Below are 17,353 nucleotides of genomic sequence, written 5' to 3' on the forward strand. Positions count from 1 at the left end.
CGGGCTGACATGTCCGGTCAACAGCAACCCACCCCAGGGCTTTGACAAGAACAGACAAGACGCGCACCATGGGAGCATCGGGAACGGACATCGCACAGCCCCGTTCCCAAAGCAAGAGGGGAACGACCTTGCTGGCAACGCTCGAAAAATCCCCGGCCTTGGTCCTGAATGCTGATTTCAGGCCCTTGAGTTACTTCCCGCTCTCCCTTTGGTCTTGGCAGGATGCCGTCAGGGCCGTGTTTCTGGGGCGGGTCAATGTAATATCGGAATATGACAGGGTTGTTCGATCGCCATCCGTAGAATTCCGACTCCCCAGTGTCATAGCCCTTAAAGACTACGCCCCCCCTGCAAGAAACCCCGCCTTCACCCGCTTCAATGTTTTCCTGCGCGACCAGTTCCGCTGTCAGTACTGCGGACGACGGCTCCCAACACACGACCTGACCTTCGATCATGTTATTCCCCGCTCTCGCGGGGGTCGGACGAATTGGATCAATGTGGTGGCTGCGTGCGGATGCTGTAATCTCCGCAAAGCAAACCGGACTCCCTCGGAAGCCTACATGCCCCTGATACGTGAACCGTTCCGCCCGTCCAGTCACCAGCTTCGGGATATCGGCCGGGTTTTTCCACACAACTGGCTGCACGAAAGCTGGCGTGACTATCTTTACTGGGACAGCGAACTGGAAACCGGGTAATCTGCTTCCCGGATATCTTGGATCTGTTGTGTATCGGGGGCGCATGCGCCTTTGACCAGAGCAGATATCACAGACAACCCCTTCTTCAAAGCCGTACCCCGGGCTCTGGAGCATCTTTCCGAACGACCGATCCCAGAAGACACAATGAATGACCTGATTGCACCTGTATCCTTTGCTTTCGGCTTGGCCGTGACTGTCTCGTGTATCATTCGGATGACCGGAGGCCCTGGTCATGGTCAAGCCTTGGCAGCCAGTGGCATTCCCGCAGGGTTTCTCGCAAGCTGGGCTTGGATGTCGGGGTTTTCCTTCAGCACGGAAGGGCTTCTTGAACAAACGGCACATGTTGCCTTGGGAGGAGCATTAGCAGGTGTCGTACTGGATAGCAGCAATGCCCGCCGATGGCTGCGCGTCCCGGTCATTCTTTTGTTTGCAGCTGTGTGTATCTGGGCCTCCTTCGGCTTTCCGACCCGTCTTCCAGCCGGACCGGTAACGCGCATGGAACTTATGGTCGGCTGCATTCTTTTAACGATGGTATGGGTTACAACGCTACTTGGACTTGATCTTCATCACAAACCCGAACGCAGCACACAGGGGTTATCCATTCTCTTGGTCCTTGCCATAGGCATCGGACTAATCGCCTCGGTTATCAAGGCCGAGCCGGTGACAGGACCAGCTTTTGCCTTGGCTGCTGCGACAGCCGGTGTTCTGGTTCTGGCCAGTCCGCTAGGGACGGGGCTGTCATCATCAGCAATTCTTGGTGGGGGTGGCGCTCTTCTTGGCTTGGCGCAAGGGCTGGGAGCACGGTGGCCCGGATCCATCATGCCTCTCCTGATTACAGGGCTTGGCCTTTTTGCCGGCCCAACAGCACGCCGCATGCCCGGCCCTGTATGGGCCAAGCCCTTATGGGCTGCTCTTCTTGCCTCGATCCCTGTTATGGCCGGGTGCATTCTGGCCCTTGCAAACCGCAATCCATAGATGGATTTTTCACAATATAGCCCTTCATGATTGAGCGGGAACATTTGCCGTACGGTGCATCTTCAGGCATAAAGGGCAGAATACCCCCCCCGAGACAGTTTGCGCCGGACATTGGACTTGCGGACATGACAGCAAAGAAAAACCAGACAGCCACCAAGGCCGCACGTGGCGCCACCCCCTTATTCCGCAAGCCGTTGTTCCTTGTCGCCGTCGGGGTTGGACTTGCAGGAACAGCTGCGCTTCTGGCTTGGATAACGTACGAAGGGAATACCGTTACCTCCCTGTCTGTCGCAACCCCCGCAATCCAGAGACCATCAACCGATATGCAGGCTGTTCTGCCAACGCCTAGGACAGACACCCCCGCATCCATGCCTGCCCCAACAATGTATGCAACCCCGGAAGCATCGTTTGACGTTGTACGCATTGACCCCGAAGGCAATACCGTCATTGCCGGACGGGCACCGGTGGGCAGCACCGTTGTTGTGATGGACGGCGTGCGGGAACTAGGCAAAGTCATCACGGACGCACGTGGTGAATGGGTCTTCCTTCCGGATCAACCTCTGCCACCAGGCTCCCGCGAGCTGACGTTGAAAGCCTCAGACCAGAATGGAGCGGATATTCCGTCACGCGACGTTGTGATCCTGGTTGTGCCGGAACAGAAAGGCACGCGGACACTGGCCGTCCGTTCCGACCAGAGAACCGGAGAAAGTACCTTGTTGCAGGGTGCCGCGCCCCTGCCAGAGGGGAGCCTTCTCTCCCTCGATACCATTGACTACGATCGGAATGGCACCCTTGCAGTATCTGGCCGCTCATCCGGACCGGGGCTGATTCGGCTGTATCTTGACAACCACCCGGCAGGAGAGGCTCAGTCACGGGAAGCAGGAATATGGCGCATCCGCCCGGAGCAGAAAGCCGCCTTGGGTGATCACACTCTGCGGGCCGACTTTGTGGATGACAAGGGGGCGGTCAAAGCCCGTATCGAGCTACCCTTCCAAAGGATAGAGATGGACTCTATGCCCGAAGGACGCCGCGTTATCGTGCAGGAAGGAAACAGTCTGTGGCGACTGGCTCGCCGTGCGTATGGCGATGGGCTGGCCTACACCGTTATCTACGACGCGAACCGTGGCCAGATCCGGGATCCTGACCTGATCTATCCAGGCCAGATCTTTGTGGTTCCATCATCCCGCAGCAAGGAATCCTGAACCAGCGCCCTCAGCGAAACAAGGCACCGGAAGCAGCATCCTGTAGCGCAATAGCCCATGGCCTGCAGACTAGGACCTTCTTCGTCAGAGCAGTCAGAAGGCGCACCGGCGTTACGGGTATTGACAGGGGATGATGATCAAAGAGAAGCACATGTCCCTCTTGAATGGTAAAGTGCAGGCCCGCTGTTTTCGCAGCACGGATCAGGGCCGCAATGCCCTCCATCCGCTCCGGTCGCCCCGGAACTGTGCAGATACTGGTTGCCATTGTCAGACGAGCCCGCCCCTGCTTCTCAAGGAAACGACAACTCCACGTCAGTCCGTGACTGGAAAAAGAGAAGTCAAGAGGACCAATGGTCCGGCGGCGCGAAACCGCACCCTCTTCGTCAAAAGACAACGACTTCAGGCTCAGGGCCTCTTCATGATGCAGGATGGAAACGCTCACGCTACACCTCTCCTGTAACTAGGCCCCGGATCTGATATAGAGGCCTACGGCCCTACAAGCCTATGATGGCACCCCCGACAGAAGAGGGCTATACTCAAACGCTCAGATTCACTGCTGGGAAACACTGTACTTCCTATCATGACAAGAGAGGTCTATTCTGGCCGGGCCGCATAGGTACCCTTGGTTGCTTGCGGTGCTGTGTTGTCCATTGCAAGAAGGTTGATCGTGAAATCTGTCGACGTCCCCTGGAGCCGCTTCCTGATGCCCCCTCTACATGAGGAGGGGCCTCGTTTTCTTGCCGTCTTCGCAGCTCTGGCTCTTGTCCTGTACCTGCTGACAGGGTGGCCTGGCGGCCTGATCGGCTTGGTTGGTACAGTGTGGTGCTTTTTCTTCTTCCGCGATCCAGTGCGCTACGTGCCGACCCGCCCCGGACTTATGATCAGCCCGGCCAGCGGTGTGGTACAAATGATCGGGGAAATGGCCCCCCCCCCTGAACTGGGATTGGGTGATACAGCGGTCACACGCGTATCCGTCTTCATGAGCGTGTTTGACTGCCACGTCAACCGGATCCCGTGCGCGGGTGAAATACGCTCTGTGGTTTACAAACCGGGACGATTCGTAAATGCCACACTGGACAAGGCCAGCGAAGACAACGAGCGTAACGGGCTACGCATCGCCCTGCCCGATGGCCGGGAATATGGTGTCGTACAGATTGCCGGGCTGATTGCGCGGCGCATTCGCTGCGATGTGCATGAGGGCCAGACTTGCCAGACCGGTGATCGTTTTGGCCTAATTCGCTTTGGGTCACGTCTGGACATTTATCTGCCTCCCGGCACCAACCCCTTGGTGGTCCTTGGTCAGGTTTGCGTATCTGGTGAAACCGTGCTGGCCGATCTGACAGCAGACGAACCAGCCCGTGAAGGAAAGGCTTTATAATCATGCCGCTGCACCATACGGCACGCTTGCAAAGCCTGTCGTTCAACAAAATGCTGCCGAACCTGATTACCCTGCTGGCCCTGTCAGCAGGATTGACATCTATACGCTACGGCCTGCGCGGTGAATTCGGTCACGCTGTCATTGCCATATTCTTTGCCGCTGTCTTTGACGGTATAGACGGCCGCGTAGCTAGGATGCTGCAATCCACATCCAAATTCGGTGCCGAGCTGGACAGCCTTTCAGATGTGGTCAGCTTCGGCGTTGCACCAGCTGTTCTGCTGTATATGTGGAGCATGAGCAGCGCCGGCGGTATCGGGTGGGCCATCTGTGTCCTTTTTGCCCTGTGCATGGCCTTGCGTCTTGCACGGTTCAACACCATGCTGGGTGAGCCGGACCTTCCATCGTACGCACATAACTACTTTGTTGGCACTCCGGCGCCGGCAGCGGCCTTCCTTGGCGTCCTGCCCATGGTCATGTCCTTTGAATTTGAGGGGGGTGTGTTTTCCAGCCCGTGGCTGGTTGGCCCGTACATGCTCGGCGTATCGTTTCTGATGGTCAGCCGGATCCCAACCTATTCCATGAAGCGGTTCCGCATCCCAACCCGCTGGGTTCTGCCTTTCATGATTGGGATCGGCCTGCTAGCAACATTCTTGGTGACGGAACCGTGGTCAACATTAGGCATAGTGGGGCTGATTTATCTGGGAAGCATTCCCTTTGCGCGCTCATCTTTCCTCCGCCTTGAGAAACGTGCCCTGACAGGAAGCTCGAACGAAACACCAAACGGAAACCACACAAACCCGGAAGATCCGGAGCAGGGCGTACAGCAAGTAACAGACCGCCCCTTGCATTGAAACAAACCCAGCCCGCAGAACTGGCTCAGGTCTCTTCACCTGATGAATCAGCCGTTTTGCGGGCAAGGGGATGGGCACGGATCACAACGTCGTGCAGACGCTGTTCCATCACATGGGTATAGATCTCGGTTGTTGCAATGTCCCGATGCCCCAGCATCTGCTGCACGCTTCGCAAATCAGCATCACGGGCCAGAAGATGGGTTGCAAACGAGTGCCGCAAAACGTGAGGTGATACACGGGCCGGGTCCATGCCTGCTGTCTTTGTGATTTCACGCAGGATACGGAAAAAGCCATCGCGGGTCAGGTGCCCGCTCTTTCCTGTAGAAGGAAAAAGCCAGCGGCTGTCTTTCTTTGCTTTCTGCAGATCATGTTCACGCACAGGCAACCAATCCCGGATGGCACTGCGCGCTGACCGTGTAAGGGGGACAAGACGCTCCCGGGATCCTTTTCCCATCACCCGCAGGCTTTCCTGATCCCGCGCAACAGCAGCAAGCGGAAGCCCGACAAGCTCTGACACACGAATACCAGTGGCGTAAAGAATCTCGAGAAGGGCCGTGCTCCGTATCCCTGCAAAACCGGAAGACATCCGGGCTGCATCCAGAAGACGTGAAACCTCTTGCTCGGACAAGAATCGTGGCAACATGCGCCCCAAGCGAGGATTATCAAGATTTGTGGTTGGATCATCTCGCCTGATGTCTTCCACCAGAAGAAAACCAAAAAACTGACGCAATGTTGAAAGACGACGTGATGCCGTGCGCGGAGACATCGCCCGTTCATCCAAGGAGCGAACATAGCGGCGCAGATCAGCCTCAGACAAAGCTGCCACATTCACATGCGGGCAATGCTCAGCCATATCCAACAAATCCCGGCGATACGCCTCCAGCGTCCGCAGGCTTGCACCGCGTTCTACCGCCATCATTTCCAGAAAAGATTCAATGTGGTGAAGGCCTTGCGCGCCCACTCCTTACTCTCCCCCACACATACAGGTCAGGCAAAACAAGTTGCCCACACGTCTACCCTGCCACACGTTCAGAGCGCACAACCTTCTCGAAAGAAACACGCGGGGGAGGCATATCCCATGTAGCCAGGAAAACAGCACCACCCACCAAGGACAACAACAAGACAGCCAAGAGAAAACGCATCACCACACTCTTCTATGATCACAACCCACATCTATAGCTCGCCTACGCGCAAGACCGCGGCAGTCTAGACTGTCAGGCTCTGCACGCCTACTCACTTTTTCCGCCCGGGCCCCGCGGGATACAATGCACCTCACTAAAGATGAGAAAAACTCACTCTAATTACATCATGATGATATTTCCAGACGCGTATACACGAGTGTATTTTTTCGTTTCTGTTTTTTTAATTCAAGGAACGAAAAAATATGAAAAAAGCTATAGCCATCATGTCCACTATTTTTATCTCATACACAATGAACAACGACGCGAAAGCTAGAGGCCCTGCTGTATGTTTTGATAATGCAAGAGTCACCTTGGTAAAAGTTCATGATAATTATGACGTTCATTTTTCAACAACAGGATCAACAAATGGAAGGGATTTTAAATACGGCACAATAAATAGCGGAATTAATTACGATGGGACAAAAGGTATGCACAAGATGCTGTCCTTGGCCTTGGCTACAGGAATCAAAGTACGCGGCGAGGCTGATTATTCTAGTGACTGCGAAAAACAGACCATAAAGAGCCTAACACTTCTTTCTGATTGAGGTTTTTGCATGAAATTACAAACATTTATAAATAAAAATAATTATAGGTTATTTTTATTATTATCATCTATTATTTGCGCCTTTGCATCGCTGCCTGCAGCGGCGCAAACGAAGCCCCACGTCGTCTATCTGCGTCATGCATCACCTACTGACAGCAACGATGATCGTCACACCTACCTCGAAGAAATTACTAGATTACGCTCAGCATTGACGGGGGAAACCGCAGAAAATGCCGCATCATCTTATCCATCGGGATCACGGATACCTCCCTACGCCCCCGGGTCATTGCGATACACGCGCATCAGCAATGGCCGGTCTTTAGTAGATTTCATTAATCTGGATAGAGACAACAGGACCCCCACAGGGAATTCTGTAAGCTTGGTTGTTCGTGACAGGGATCTTTACGTTCTGGGCTTCATTAATGGACCACCGGGAAGGCGTGTTTTTTTCAGAATGCGGGAACTGCGTCCGGGCTCTAGGGAGTCAATGCCATCAACTCAGACTTGGCCCAGCACAAGAACTGTCGACTTGCCATTTTCTTATGATTATCCAGACATCGAACGGGTAGCAGGACTTTCTCGATACGGGCAAATCCATGATCAATACGATGGCATCCAGCCCAACAGCATCAGGGTATCCATGCGAACTTTAAGGCAGTCCGTTGTGATTCTGTCTGAGTATGATGGAACACCCCATGATCATGAGGCCGATGCAGAAATCGCCATGTCGCTCCTGCGCATTGTTGTTGCCTATTTTGAAGGGATGCGTTTCCACGACATTTCAAACAGGATACATGAAGCACGCCTCGATGAGGGATATTCATGGACCGTCGACTATCGGGCTGCCGTTATTACAAATAACTGGAGGAGTCTGACGGAGTTTGGATCGAGAACAACACTACGCAGTAGTGATACGGACTCTGACAACATATCCCAGAGAATGGAACTCAGGGGACGGCGACGTCCCTCGGAAGAGCCAAGAATATGGGTTACTTCAAGCTTGGAGGACATCAACAACCACCTGCAAAGCTGGGGAGCTATTTTGGCGGTTGCACTAACTCCACGATGGGTTGTTCCGGACGCAGGCAGTTGTTCACATCGCCAACGTCGTGACGTAAGCTCTCTTGAAGCGCCTCCCTTGGAATTAAAAGGCGAATGCGAGAAGCTGCTCCTGCAAATTGGCAGTACATTCTTCGATCGCAGCACTGGATATGCTGTTCTGGAATCAGCGATCTCGACTTACTGAAGAAGCAAAGTCACCTCATAATCATGGAAATAACAATGTATATTATGGTCTTGGCAAGAATGCTCCAGGAACAGATTGCCTAAAGTCGAACAATATGACTTGACCCCCTGATGTCAAAGAGGCCAGTGGATTACAGACGTACTTCCGATAGATAAAAAGAAAACACCATGGGACATCTCTTTGGTGTTCTCTCATGCATAACACTTTGAGAACCAAAGGCAAAAGCTACACTGGAACACTGCTGCACCCACCAAGACCAACTGCCCACGGCCGTGCAGCCGCACTGAATGCCGCCTGAAGGAAAGCCGCTTGTAGAATATAAGCGAGCTAATACGTGAACAGGCTGCACTCCACTAACTACCAGCATGCATGCTTGGCACGGTTGCCCCTTGCCCTACGCCGCAAACCCGGAAACAATGCGGAAATCTCAGTCAAGAATACAAATTTTATCAATGTCGCACGCCCCGAACCAAGCCCCCACTCAATCGAAGTGCCCCTCCCCCTCGCGCAGCCTCGTGCTTGTTGGCTTGATGGGAGCCGGGAAAAGCGTGGTCGGGAGAAGACTGGCCAAGCAGCTGAGCCTGCCATTTCATGACTCTGATGCCGAAGTGGAAAAAGCGGCCGGCTGTACCATAAATGACCTGTTCTCACAGTTTGGTGAAGCGGATTTCCGGGCCGGAGAAGCCAAGGTGATTGCCCGCCTCCTAAATGGTGCCCCGTGCGTTCTGGCAACAGGCGGCGGAGCCTTCTTGGCCGAGGAAACACGCGACCTTATCACCCATCGTGCCGTGTCAATATGGCTACGGGCGGAGCTGGATCTGCTGGTTTCACGCACAACAGGGCGTATACACCGCCCGCTGCTGAACCAAGGTAATCTGCGTGAAACACTGGAACGCCTGATACGAGAACGCTACCCCATATACGCCAGCGCTGACATCGTCATCGAGGCTAGGGACGAATCTCCCGGCACGACCTGTCGCCGCATTCGCAGGGCACTTGCCCACTTCACCCACGGCTCTGTCATGGATTCTGAATGATGCCTGCCCCGGAAATGTACCGTCATTTGACTGTTGATCTTGGTCCACGGTCCTACGACATCCTGATTGGTCACGGGCTGCTGGCACAGGCGGGCAGATTGACCGCTGAAATAACCAAGGGGCGCCACGCCTTTATTGTCACAGATCAGAATGTTGCTCCCCTTTACCTAGATACCCTGCAACACAGCTTGGCAGAGAGCGGGTTCCGCACCGGGCAAGCCATTCTGCACCCCGGTGAGCACAGCAAAACGTTCCAGACCCTGCAGGCTTTACAAGAACAAATGCTCGCCAACCACTGCGAGCGCTCTTCCCTGGTCATAGCCCTAGGGGGTGGTGTCGTCGGCGATATAGCTGGCTTTGCTGCCGCAACGTTGCTTCGGGGCATTGATTTCGTTCAGATCCCAACGACCCTTCTGGCCCAGGTTGACAGTTCCGTAGGGGGTAAAACGGGCATCAACACCGCGCACGGAAAGAATCTGGTCGGGGCCTTTCACCAACCGCTCAGGGTCATCACAGATACGGACACCTTGTCCACCCTGCCCGCACGGGAGCGTCTGGCCGGCTATGCGGAAGTTGCCAAATACGGGCTGATCGACGATGCCACATTCTGGCACTGGCTGGAAGACAATGGGCCTGCTGTGCTATCACTGGATACAGCGGCACTGGCACAAGCCATCCATACCAGCTGCGTGGCCAAGGCTAGACTTGTCGGTGCAGACGAACGCGAAAGCGGTGTACGCGCCCTCCTGAATCTTGGACATACATTCGGTCATGCCTTGGAGCGTGCATACAACTATGACGGCACCCTGCTGCATGGCGAAGCTGTGGCGATTGGCATGATTATGGCCTTTGACCTCTCGGCACGCATGGGACTGTGCCAACCCACCGATACTGACAGGATCCGCCATCACTTCCAAACACTTGGCCTGCCAGTTGCACCCCCGCTCCATAAGGAATGCCCGCTGGATGCAGACCGCCTTGTCGAGTACATGGCATCAGACAAGAAAGCCAAGGATGGCACCGTGACTTTCGTCCTGTCACGTGGAATTGGGCAGGCTTTCCTGTGCCGGGATGTTGTGCCTGCCGATGTTTCGGGTATCCTGCAACAGGCGCTGACCTCTGCCCGAAGTACCATTACTGGTCCCTGAAAACAAACTGGAAAGGCCCGTGCGGGCATAGACCATGATTACAACCTTGATCATCATCCTGTTTCTTTTGCTGCTTTCGGCCCTGTTTTCCTGTTCGGAAACAGCCCTGACCGCCGCATCGCGCCCCCTGATGCATGCCCTGGAAAAAGAAGACAATGACCCCAGTGCCGGTCTTGTAAACCGCTTACTGGCAAAAAGGGAACGGCTGATCGGTACTATTTTGCTGGGCAACAACCTAGTCAATATTCTTGCCTCTGCCCTAGCAACCAGCATCATGATCAACCTGTTCGGTGATGCCGGCGTCGCCTATGCCACAGCCGTCATGACAGCCTTGTTGCTTATTTTCGGGGAAATTCTACCCAAAACTCTGGCCTTGATGCACACTACGGCAACGGCCCTGCGCGTGGCCCGCATCATGAGCATTCTTGTCTGGCTTCTTCACCCGATTGTCAGCTTGCTACAGGCTGTCGTCAGCCTGACCCTGCGCTTTTTCGGCGCCAGCTCGGCGGGGCATCAATCTGCAGACCTTCTGCTTGCGGAACTGCGAGGGGCCATTGATCTACACACCGAGGCCATAGCCAGCCAAGATCACGATGTCCGGCACGAACGCGCCATGCTGAAAAGCGTTCTGGACCTGGCTGACGTCGAAGTCAGCGAGATTATGGTGCACCGGCGTAATCTTATGACGATTGATGCAGACCAGCCGGTTGATGTCATCGTTGACCAAGTATTGACCAGTCCGCACACACGGATTCCGCTCTGGCGCGAGCGCCCGGATAACATTATCGGTATCCTCCACGCAAAGGATCTTCTGCGGGCCGTACGGGCCAATTTCAATACCCCCAACCAGCTCAAACTCGACGATATTGCATCCAGCCCCTGGTTTATACCGGACTCCACCAACCTTCTGGACCAGCTGCAAGCCTTTCGCCAGCGCCGGGAGCACTTTGCCCTTGTTGTCGATGAATACGGTGCCCTGCAAGGCATTGTGACCTTGGAGGATATCCTGGAGGAAATTGTCGGCGACATTGCAGACGAACACGATGAACCTGCCTACGGCATATGTCAGGAAGAAGGTGGAACCTGGCTGATCAACGGCGATGTTACCATCCGCGACCTGAACCGTCAGTTTGACTGGTCCCTGCCGGATGAAGAGGCAGCAACCCTAGCCGGGCTTCTGCTGCATGAAACCCGGTCCATACCGGAACAAGGCCAGGTATTCCGGTTCCATGGCTTCCGCTTCGAAGTTGTTGAACGGCAGCGGAACCAGATCGTACTGGTCCGCATGACCCCGGATAAGCCCGCCAAACCGGATTCAGGCCATGGGTAACAGCGCCCACATCTGTGGATAACGCGAAATCTTGACTTACCGGGTTGTACAGCGTATGAAGCCCGGACCGGCAAATACCGGTTTCTCTCTGCTTCGGGTTCCTTTTTCTCCCGAGGGGGTCCGTCAGTCCGCGAAAATACGCGCACTGGCGCGCTTTCTGTTGTGTAACAGGAAGATCCTCCGGCATAGCTTGGAACACAAGGCAGAGCGAGAGAAAGGAAACGAAAAGAAGAATGTTTGACAGCCTGTCACAACGCTTGGGAACCATCTTTGACAAACTTCGCGGGCGCGGTGCGCTTGGCGAGAAGGATGTTCTTGATGCAATGCGGGAGGTTCGAGTCGCGCTTCTGGAGGCGGATGTTGCCCTCCCCGTCGTCAAGGATTTCATTACTGCCGTACAAGAACGGGCGATCGGGCAAGAGGTCATCCGCTCTGTTACCCCTGGGCAAATGGTTGTCAAAATTGTCAACGATGCCCTTGTTGACATGCTCGGGGGTGGAAAAGGCGATAATGGCCTGAACATCCACCGCACACCGCCCGTGCCCATTTTGATGGTTGGCCTGCAAGGATCAGGAAAAACAACAACATCGGCGAAAATTGCCCTGCGCCTCAAGACTCGTGAGCGAAAGAAAGTCCTGCTTGCCTCGCTGGATGTATACCGTCCGGCAGCACAACAGCAGCTGGGCATTCTGGGGGAGCAAACCGGCGTTGACACCCTGCCGGTCATTGTCGGTGAAATGCCGGAGGCGATTGCAGCACGGGCCATGGGCGAGGCCCGCAAGGGCGGTTATGATGTTGTAATCCTTGATACTGCTGGCAGGCTGCACATTGACAATGAGCTGATGGCTGAAGTCGCTGCCGTACGGGACATAACAACCCCGGCAGAAACACTTCTGGTCACAGATGCAATGATTGGCCAAGACGCCGTTACCTTGGCCCGCGAATTCAATGAAAAGGTTGGCGTTACGGGCATTGTCCTGACCCGCATGGACGGGGACTCCCGTGGGGGGGCAGCCCTTTCAATGCGTGCGGTCACTGGCTGCCCCATCAAACTGATCGGCGTCGGCGAAAAGCTCGATGCCTTGGATGATTTCCACCCGGATCGCATCGCCTCCCGCATTCTGGGAATGGGCGATGTTGTGGCCTTGGTCGAAAAAGCTGCCATATCGCTGGATCAGGACGAAGCCGAGAAGCTGGCCACCCGGATGATGGAGGGCAAGTTTGATCTGGCCGACATGCTGGGCCAGATCCGCCAGATCCGGAAGATGGGAGACGTCAAAGGGCTTCTTGGTCTGATGCCCGGCATCTCGAAAATGAAAAAGCAAATCGAGAATGCCAACATCAGCGACACCATGGTTGCCCGGCAGGAAGCCATTATCCTCTCCATGACCCCGACGGAACGGCGCAAACCAGACCTTCTGAAAGCAAGCCGGAAACGACGAATTGCGGCCGGAGCCGGGGTTACCGTTGCCGATGTCAATCGCCTGCTGAAGCAGTATCAGCAAATGGCTGACATGATGAAGCAGATGCGGAAAATGGGGGGCAAGAAAGGCCTGATGGGAGCCCTTGGCGGCCTGTTTGGCAAAGGTTCACTGCCTGCTGAAGCCGATCCGACCGGCCAATCCAATGCGCTTCCTGATCTGTCTCAATTCTCCGGTGGGCTCCCGCCGGGATTTCCGGGCGCAATGCCCGGGCTACCGGGGAAGCTTCCCCCTGATCTTCTGCGTTCCATGTCACGTAAAGGTGGCAAGAAACGCTGAGGCTGACTTGGGTTATGCACACCAGCACAACCCCGTACCAACTGTCTTGAGGAAACACATATGTCCCTTCGTATTCGCCTGGCCCGTGGTGGTGCCAAGAAAAAACCGTTCTACCGCATTGTTGTCGCTGATTCCCGCGCACCGCGTGATGGCCGCTTCATCGAGAAGATCGGCACCTATGACCCAAGGCTCCCGGCCGATCATCCCGATCGCATCCGCGTGCAGGATGAAGTAACCCGGCAGTGGATTGCAAAGGGCGCGGTTCCATCCGACCGTGTCGAGCGCATCCTTGGCTTGGCCGGCGTTGTGAAGACCCCTGCCATCCCGGCTCAGACCAAGAAGAACCAGCCCCGTGCCAAGGCTCAGGAACGCCTGCGCATGGCTGAGGAGCGCGCCAAGGCTGCTGCCGAAGCCGCTGCTGCTGAAGCCGCCTCAGAATAAGACGGCCGAGGATTTTGCGGTCATGACCCGGGAACCTGTGCATTCTGCCAACGATGGATCCACCCAACGCATATGCGTTGGTATCATTGTGGGCGCACATGGCGTACGTGGCCTTGTGAAGGTCAAATCCTTTACAGCAACGCCCGAAGATCTGGGGGCCTATGGCCCCCTGACCGACCTCAGCGGTTCCCGGGTTTTTGACCTGGACATTACCGGCAGGGCAAAAGGTTCTATTCTGTGCCGGATCGAGGGCGTCAATGATCGTTCGGCTGTCGATGCCCTGAAAGGGCAGAAGCTGTACGTCAACCGTGATGCCCTGCCCTGTCCGGATCACGAAGAAGAATTTTACCACTCTGACTTGCTTGGACTACCCATTTTCTTTCCGGATGGCACCAAGGTCGGGACTGTTGGCGCCCTGTATGATTTTGGCGCCGGAGATGTCCTTGAAATTCGGGGCGACACGGGCGGGGCCGCCATGATCCCATTTACCCGTGAAACTGTGCCAATCGTGGATATTGCCTCGGGGCGCATTGTTGTAAACCCAGTCCCTAGTCTTCTGGAGGCACCGGTAGGCCCAGCGGTCGATTCCCAAGCCCCCCCTTCACGGGGGAAAAAGAAGCCCCCGATTCGTGATAACGAGTCCGTGATTCGCACGGATGAGTGGCCAGACGAGGACTGGCATTGATGGATGCGGGTGCTGATACTGCGTATGCGAAGGGCAATCAGGCTCCTTTTTCTGTCCGGATTCTGACCCTCTTTCCCGAGATGTTTCCGGGGCCTCTGGGCCTTTCCCTTCTCGGAAAGGCCTTGGCAGATGAAGTCTGGTCTCTGGAAACAGTGGACATCCGCGCCTTCGCGAGCGATAAACACCGCTCGGTGGACGACGCCCCCTTTGGTGGGGGAGCCGGCATGGTTATGAAACCCGATGTCATTGATGCCGCCCTTGGGGCTGTAAAGCCTCGCCCCGGGCGCCTTCTGTACCTGTCACCCAGGGGAAAGCTCCTGAACCAGGCTCTAGCCAAGGAACTGGCCGCTGAGCCTGCCCTGACGCTCCTCTGCGGACGGTATGAAGGGGTAGACCAAAGGGTGATTGATGCTTGGGACATGGAGGAAGTCAGCTTGGGTGACTTTGTCCTGACCGGGGGAGAGATCGCAGCCATGGCCTTGGTTGACGCTGTTGTTCGCTTGTTACCCGGCGTCGTTGGAAAAACGGAGTCGCTGGAAGAAGAAAGTTTCGAGCGGGGGCTCCTAGAGTACCCACTCTATACCCGGCCTGCCGACTGGAAAGGCCGGGTTGTCCCGGAGGTTCTGCTTTCGGGGCACCATGCGCGGGTTGCCCAATGGCGGCTCGTTCAGTCGGAATGCATTACCCGGCACCGCCGTCCTGATTTGTGGGAACGGTATTGTGCACAGAAGCAAGAGCAAGAGGGTTAGTTCCATGAACATTATTGAGCAACTTGACCAGGAACAGATTGCCAAACTGACTGAAGGCAAGAAAATTCCGGCCTTTACCCCGGGCGATACCGTTCGCGTGTATGTAAAGGTGGTCGAAGGCACCCGTGAACGCCTGCAGGCGTACGAGGGCGTTGTGATCGCACGCAAGAATGCAGGTATCAACTCCAACTTTACCGTTCGGAAGATTTCTTTCGGGGAAGGCGTGGAGCGTGTGTTCCCTCTGTATGCGCCTGCTGTTGATCGCATCGAACTGGTTCGCCGCGGCAAGGTGCGCCGGGCAAAACTGTACTACCTGCGTGACCGTCGCGGTCGTGCGGCACGTATTGCCGAAGATATTGCAGCCAACGTAAAGGCTCGCGAAGCTGAGGCCGAGGCTGCCAAGGGTTGATACCCCGTAGCCTTCCCGGATAATCCCGGGAAAAACAGGAGACTCCGGGAGGCAAAACTCCCGGGGGCTGCTTTCCTGATCATCACGATTGTCTCTATGCATACCGGCGGTTTGTTCGGCCGGCAGGGAAAGGTGTTTCTATGGCTCAAATAATTGCAGAATGGCCGGAAGATAGCCCGGCGATCCTTGTCAGCCCGGCCCATAACGGGAACCAATACTTGGTGTCCAATATCGTGGTCAGCGCAAGTTTGCTGTCACGAGCCCAAGTTTTTGCGACCACACCTGTTCTGGCAGAAACGTCTGAAGAACAGGATGAAGATAATAACGACATTGTCAGCGCCTTTAACTTGGATTGGGTTTGACCTACCCAGTGGCCGGAGCGGTGTTGAAATCTCTGTCCCGGAAAAATAATCGAAGAACGCAGTCCATCTGCAATCTAGCCTCCTGCGACACATAAACCGTATGCTGGCGCTCATTCTTCGAGAAGACACATTTCGGATGAAATGTTAGTGTTGTGGCTTGACCACTTCTCCCTCTATGATTGCACATCAAGGCACGGATCCCGTCCCCGTACACCCTCGCCATCAGGCGAAGCGGAGACAGGAAACAAGATGGAGAGACAAGTCCATGCCCAGAATTGTACCTGATGTTATCAACGAACAAACGCTGGCTATCGTATCCTCCTCTCTCTCTGTACGCGACGCAGCACGCCTGATGGCGGAGAAAGGTGTTGCCGCTGTCATGATTACCGAAGGTACACGCCTGAAAGGTATTATGACAGAGCAGGACATTACAAAACGTGTCGTGGCCGCACAGCTGGATCCCGACCACACGAAGGTCGGTGATGTCATGACGGCAGATCCGGATACCCTTCGCCCTGGCGACCAAGCCCAAGACGCCCTGCATATGATGCGGCAACACAAGTACCGCCATCTTCCTGTGGTTGATGATCGCGGGAATGCCGTGGGTATCGTATCCGTGCGGGATTTATACGCTGTAGTGCAAGGCGAACTTGAAAGTACCATCAAGAGCTGCGAGAGCTATATCGGCGGTGACGGTTACGGCACCGGGGGCTGAACCCTGTATCCGGCGGTGGAGGGGGAATATACCTTGGGATCTCCACTCCACCACCTGCCGATACCGGACTATATGATATGCCTTCATGCGCCGCTGACACCTCACGGTCCTTGATCCATACGCGTCGTATCGAATGCTTGGGATACCTGCGCCAGGATGGCCTTTGGGATATCGAGGCCAGCTTGCACGACACAAAGACCTATGACTTTTCCAATCGCGACAGAGGCACAATCAAAGCCGGAGAGCCACTCCACGGCATGACGATATGCCTGACTGTCGACAGCCGTCTCCTTATCCACCGCGCACAGGCCATAACACAACACGCCCCATTCCACGAATGCCCTAACATTGCATCGGCGTACAAAAAGCTGGAAGGCCTGACAATCGGAAAGGGATTTGAAAAACATGTTCGCAGCCTGCTGCAAGGCCCATGCGGCTGCACCCATCTGACAGAGCTCCTGCGTCCCCTGGCAACGACAGCGATTCAAACAGTCATGTCTGCAGGAAGAGGACCCGAGCAACCTACACACCAGAAACGCTCTCTTCCCCCAACACTGATGAACACCTGCTACGCTCTGAGGGCAGAAGGAAGCGTTGCTCTACGGGAATGGCCGCAAACGGACACACCACCAGAAAATAGCTGAAAAC

General features: G+C 55.3%; 21 protein-coding genes. 18 read left to right on the forward strand and 3 right to left on the reverse strand.

Annotation, left to right across the window (positions count from 1 at the left end; genetic code table 11):
• Window positions 1–68: 68 nt before the first annotated feature.
• From AY555_RS01575 to AY555_RS01585, 3 genes are all read left to right on the forward strand, one after another.
• Window positions 69–692: an HNH endonuclease gene (locus AY555_RS01575; RefSeq protein ID WP_082811793.1), complete on the forward strand. Its 624-nt coding sequence runs from the start codon at window positions 69–71 to the stop codon at window positions 690–692.
• Between the two features lie 144 nt (window positions 693–836).
• Window positions 837–1,667: a hypothetical protein gene (locus AY555_RS01580; RefSeq protein ID WP_066132527.1), complete on the forward strand. Its 831-nt coding sequence runs from the start codon at window positions 837–839 to the stop codon at window positions 1,665–1,667.
• A gap of 125 nt (window positions 1,668–1,792) precedes the next feature.
• Window positions 1,793–2,869: a LysM peptidoglycan-binding domain-containing protein gene (locus tag AY555_RS01585; RefSeq protein WP_082812035.1), complete on the forward strand. Its 1,077-nt coding sequence runs from the start codon at window positions 1,793–1,795 to the stop codon at window positions 2,867–2,869.
• 10 nt (window positions 2,870–2,879) lie between these two features.
• Here the strand turns inward: AY555_RS01585 and AY555_RS01590 are convergent, their stop codons facing one another.
• Window positions 2,880–3,311, reverse strand: a complete 432-nt coding sequence (locus AY555_RS01590; protein WP_066132536.1) for a hypothetical protein — start codon at window positions 3,309–3,311, stop codon at window positions 2,880–2,882.
• A gap of 225 nt (window positions 3,312–3,536) precedes the next feature.
• On the opposite strand from AY555_RS01590, the gene AY555_RS01595 reads away from it, so the two are divergent.
• Together AY555_RS01595 and pssA are read left to right on the forward strand one after the other, a co-directional pair.
• Entirely contained in the window at window positions 3,537–4,247 is a 711-nt protein-coding gene (locus AY555_RS01595) for a phosphatidylserine decarboxylase (RefSeq protein ID WP_066132539.1), read from the forward strand.
• A gap of 2 nt (window positions 4,248–4,249) precedes the next feature.
• The gene (gene pssA, locus AY555_RS01600) at window positions 4,250–5,098 is read left to right on the forward strand and encodes a CDP-diacylglycerol--serine O-phosphatidyltransferase (RefSeq protein ID WP_082811794.1); all 849 of its coding nucleotides are present in this window, start codon (window positions 4,250–4,252) and stop codon (window positions 5,096–5,098) included.
• A 25-nt stretch (window positions 5,099–5,123) separates the two neighbouring features.
• On the opposite strand, the gene AY555_RS01605 is transcribed toward pssA, so the two are convergent.
• Both AY555_RS01605 and AY555_RS12240 read right to left on the reverse strand, forming a co-directional pair.
• Window positions 5,124–6,059 carry a site-specific tyrosine recombinase XerD gene (locus AY555_RS01605; protein WP_245176934.1) on the reverse strand — a complete coding sequence of 312 codons (936 nt, stop codon included), beginning with the start codon at window positions 6,057–6,059 and terminating at the stop codon, window positions 5,124–5,126.
• Window positions 6,060–6,111: 52 nt separating this feature from the next.
• Entirely contained in the window at window positions 6,112–6,240 is a 129-nt protein-coding gene (locus AY555_RS12240) for a hypothetical protein (RefSeq protein ID WP_280648868.1), read from the reverse strand.
• A 242-nt stretch (window positions 6,241–6,482) separates the two neighbouring features.
• On the opposite strand from AY555_RS12240, the gene AY555_RS01610 reads away from it, so the two are divergent.
• From AY555_RS01610 to AY555_RS11475, 13 genes are all read left to right on the forward strand, one after another.
• Window positions 6,483–6,824 (forward strand): hypothetical protein, encoded by a 342-nt coding sequence (locus AY555_RS01610; RefSeq protein ID WP_066132546.1) that lies wholly within the window; start codon window positions 6,483–6,485, stop codon window positions 6,822–6,824.
• A 9-nt stretch (window positions 6,825–6,833) separates the two neighbouring features.
• A complete protein-coding gene (locus AY555_RS11470; protein ID WP_082811795.1) occupies window positions 6,834–8,069 on the forward strand; it encodes a ribosome-inactivating family protein in 1,236 nt (411 codons plus the stop codon).
• Between the two features lie 452 nt (window positions 8,070–8,521).
• Window positions 8,522–9,106 carry a shikimate kinase gene (locus tag AY555_RS01620; RefSeq protein ID WP_066132552.1) on the forward strand — a complete coding sequence of 195 codons (585 nt, stop codon included), beginning with the start codon at window positions 8,522–8,524 and terminating at the stop codon, window positions 9,104–9,106.
• Entirely contained in the window at window positions 9,103–10,254 is a 1,152-nt protein-coding gene (gene aroB / locus AY555_RS01625) for a 3-dehydroquinate synthase (RefSeq protein WP_066132555.1), read from the forward strand. Before AY555_RS01620 ends, aroB begins: the two co-directional genes overlap by 4 nt.
• A gap of 34 nt (window positions 10,255–10,288) precedes the next feature.
• Window positions 10,289–11,584 (forward strand): HlyC/CorC family transporter, encoded by a 1,296-nt coding sequence (locus AY555_RS01630; protein WP_066132557.1) that lies wholly within the window; start codon window positions 10,289–10,291, stop codon window positions 11,582–11,584.
• 233 nt (window positions 11,585–11,817) lie between these two features.
• Window positions 11,818–13,344: a signal recognition particle protein gene (ffh, locus tag AY555_RS01640; RefSeq protein ID WP_066132562.1), complete on the forward strand. Its 1,527-nt coding sequence runs from the start codon at window positions 11,818–11,820 to the stop codon at window positions 13,342–13,344.
• Window positions 13,345–13,404: 60 nt separating this feature from the next.
• Window positions 13,405–13,785, forward strand: coding sequence for a 30S ribosomal protein S16 (rpsP, locus tag AY555_RS01645; protein WP_066132565.1), 381 nt, complete (start codon window positions 13,405–13,407; stop codon window positions 13,783–13,785).
• 22 nt (window positions 13,786–13,807) lie between these two features.
• Window positions 13,808–14,470, forward strand: a complete 663-nt coding sequence (gene rimM / locus AY555_RS01650; protein WP_066132568.1) for a ribosome maturation factor RimM — start codon at window positions 13,808–13,810, stop codon at window positions 14,468–14,470.
• Window positions 14,470–15,219 (forward strand): tRNA (guanosine(37)-N1)-methyltransferase TrmD, encoded by a 750-nt coding sequence (gene trmD / locus AY555_RS01655; protein WP_066132571.1) that lies wholly within the window; start codon window positions 14,470–14,472, stop codon window positions 15,217–15,219. Before rimM ends, trmD begins: the two co-directional genes overlap by 1 nt.
• Window positions 15,220–15,223: 4 nt before the next feature.
• Complete coding sequence (gene rplS / locus AY555_RS01660) at window positions 15,224–15,628, forward strand: 50S ribosomal protein L19 (protein WP_066132574.1); 405 nt, start codon at window positions 15,224–15,226, stop codon at window positions 15,626–15,628.
• Window positions 15,629–15,768: 140 nt separating this feature from the next.
• Window positions 15,769–15,990, forward strand: coding sequence for a hypothetical protein (locus tag AY555_RS01665; RefSeq protein WP_066132577.1), 222 nt, complete (start codon window positions 15,769–15,771; stop codon window positions 15,988–15,990).
• A 265-nt stretch (window positions 15,991–16,255) separates the two neighbouring features.
• Window positions 16,256–16,705: a CBS domain-containing protein gene (locus AY555_RS01670; RefSeq protein WP_066132580.1), complete on the forward strand. Its 450-nt coding sequence runs from the start codon at window positions 16,256–16,258 to the stop codon at window positions 16,703–16,705.
• Window positions 16,706–16,782: 77 nt separating this feature from the next.
• Window positions 16,783–17,349: a DUF2889 domain-containing protein gene (locus AY555_RS11475; RefSeq protein ID WP_082811796.1), complete on the forward strand. Its 567-nt coding sequence runs from the start codon at window positions 16,783–16,785 to the stop codon at window positions 17,347–17,349.
• Window positions 17,350–17,353 lie beyond the last annotated feature (4 nt).

The sequence above is a fragment of the Haematospirillum jordaniae genome (assembly GCF_001611975.1).
Taxonomy (GTDB): domain Bacteria; phylum Pseudomonadota; class Alphaproteobacteria; order Rhodospirillales; family Rhodospirillaceae; genus Haematospirillum; species Haematospirillum jordaniae.

Coding starts and splice junctions, on each gene's coding strand:
- AY555_RS01575 (WP_082811793.1), top strand. CDS start 69: ATGGGAGCATCGGGAACGGACATCGCACAGCCCCGTTCCCAAAGCAAG.
- AY555_RS01580 (WP_066132527.1), top strand. CDS start 837: ATGAATGACCTGATTGCACCTGTATCCTTTGCTTTCGGCTTGGCCGTG.
- AY555_RS01585 (WP_082812035.1), top strand. CDS start 1,793: ATGACAGCAAAGAAAAACCAGACAGCCACCAAGGCCGCACGTGGCGCC.
- pssA (WP_082811794.1), top strand. CDS start 4,250: ATGCCGCTGCACCATACGGCACGCTTGCAAAGCCTGTCGTTCAACAAA.
- AY555_RS12240 (WP_280648868.1), bottom strand. CDS start 6,240: ATGCGTTTTCTCTTGGCTGTCTTGTTGTTGTCCTTGGTGGGTGGTGCT.
- AY555_RS01610 (WP_066132546.1), top strand. CDS start 6,483: ATGAAAAAAGCTATAGCCATCATGTCCACTATTTTTATCTCATACACA.
- AY555_RS11470 (WP_082811795.1), top strand. CDS start 6,834: ATGAAATTACAAACATTTATAAATAAAAATAATTATAGGTTATTTTTA.
- AY555_RS01620 (WP_066132552.1), top strand. CDS start 8,522: ATGTCGCACGCCCCGAACCAAGCCCCCACTCAATCGAAGTGCCCCTCC.
- aroB (WP_066132555.1), top strand. CDS start 9,103: ATGATGCCTGCCCCGGAAATGTACCGTCATTTGACTGTTGATCTTGGT.
- AY555_RS01630 (WP_066132557.1), top strand. CDS start 10,289: ATGATTACAACCTTGATCATCATCCTGTTTCTTTTGCTGCTTTCGGCC.
- ffh (WP_066132562.1), top strand. CDS start 11,818: ATGTTTGACAGCCTGTCACAACGCTTGGGAACCATCTTTGACAAACTT.
- rpsP (WP_066132565.1), top strand. CDS start 13,405: ATGTCCCTTCGTATTCGCCTGGCCCGTGGTGGTGCCAAGAAAAAACCG.
- rimM (WP_066132568.1), top strand. CDS start 13,808: ATGACCCGGGAACCTGTGCATTCTGCCAACGATGGATCCACCCAACGC.
- trmD (WP_066132571.1), top strand. CDS start 14,470: ATGGATGCGGGTGCTGATACTGCGTATGCGAAGGGCAATCAGGCTCCT.
- rplS (WP_066132574.1), top strand. CDS start 15,224: ATGAACATTATTGAGCAACTTGACCAGGAACAGATTGCCAAACTGACT.
- AY555_RS01665 (WP_066132577.1), top strand. CDS start 15,769: ATGGCTCAAATAATTGCAGAATGGCCGGAAGATAGCCCGGCGATCCTT.
- AY555_RS01670 (WP_066132580.1), top strand. CDS start 16,256: ATGCCCAGAATTGTACCTGATGTTATCAACGAACAAACGCTGGCTATC.
- AY555_RS11475 (WP_082811796.1), top strand. CDS start 16,783: ATGCCTTCATGCGCCGCTGACACCTCACGGTCCTTGATCCATACGCGT.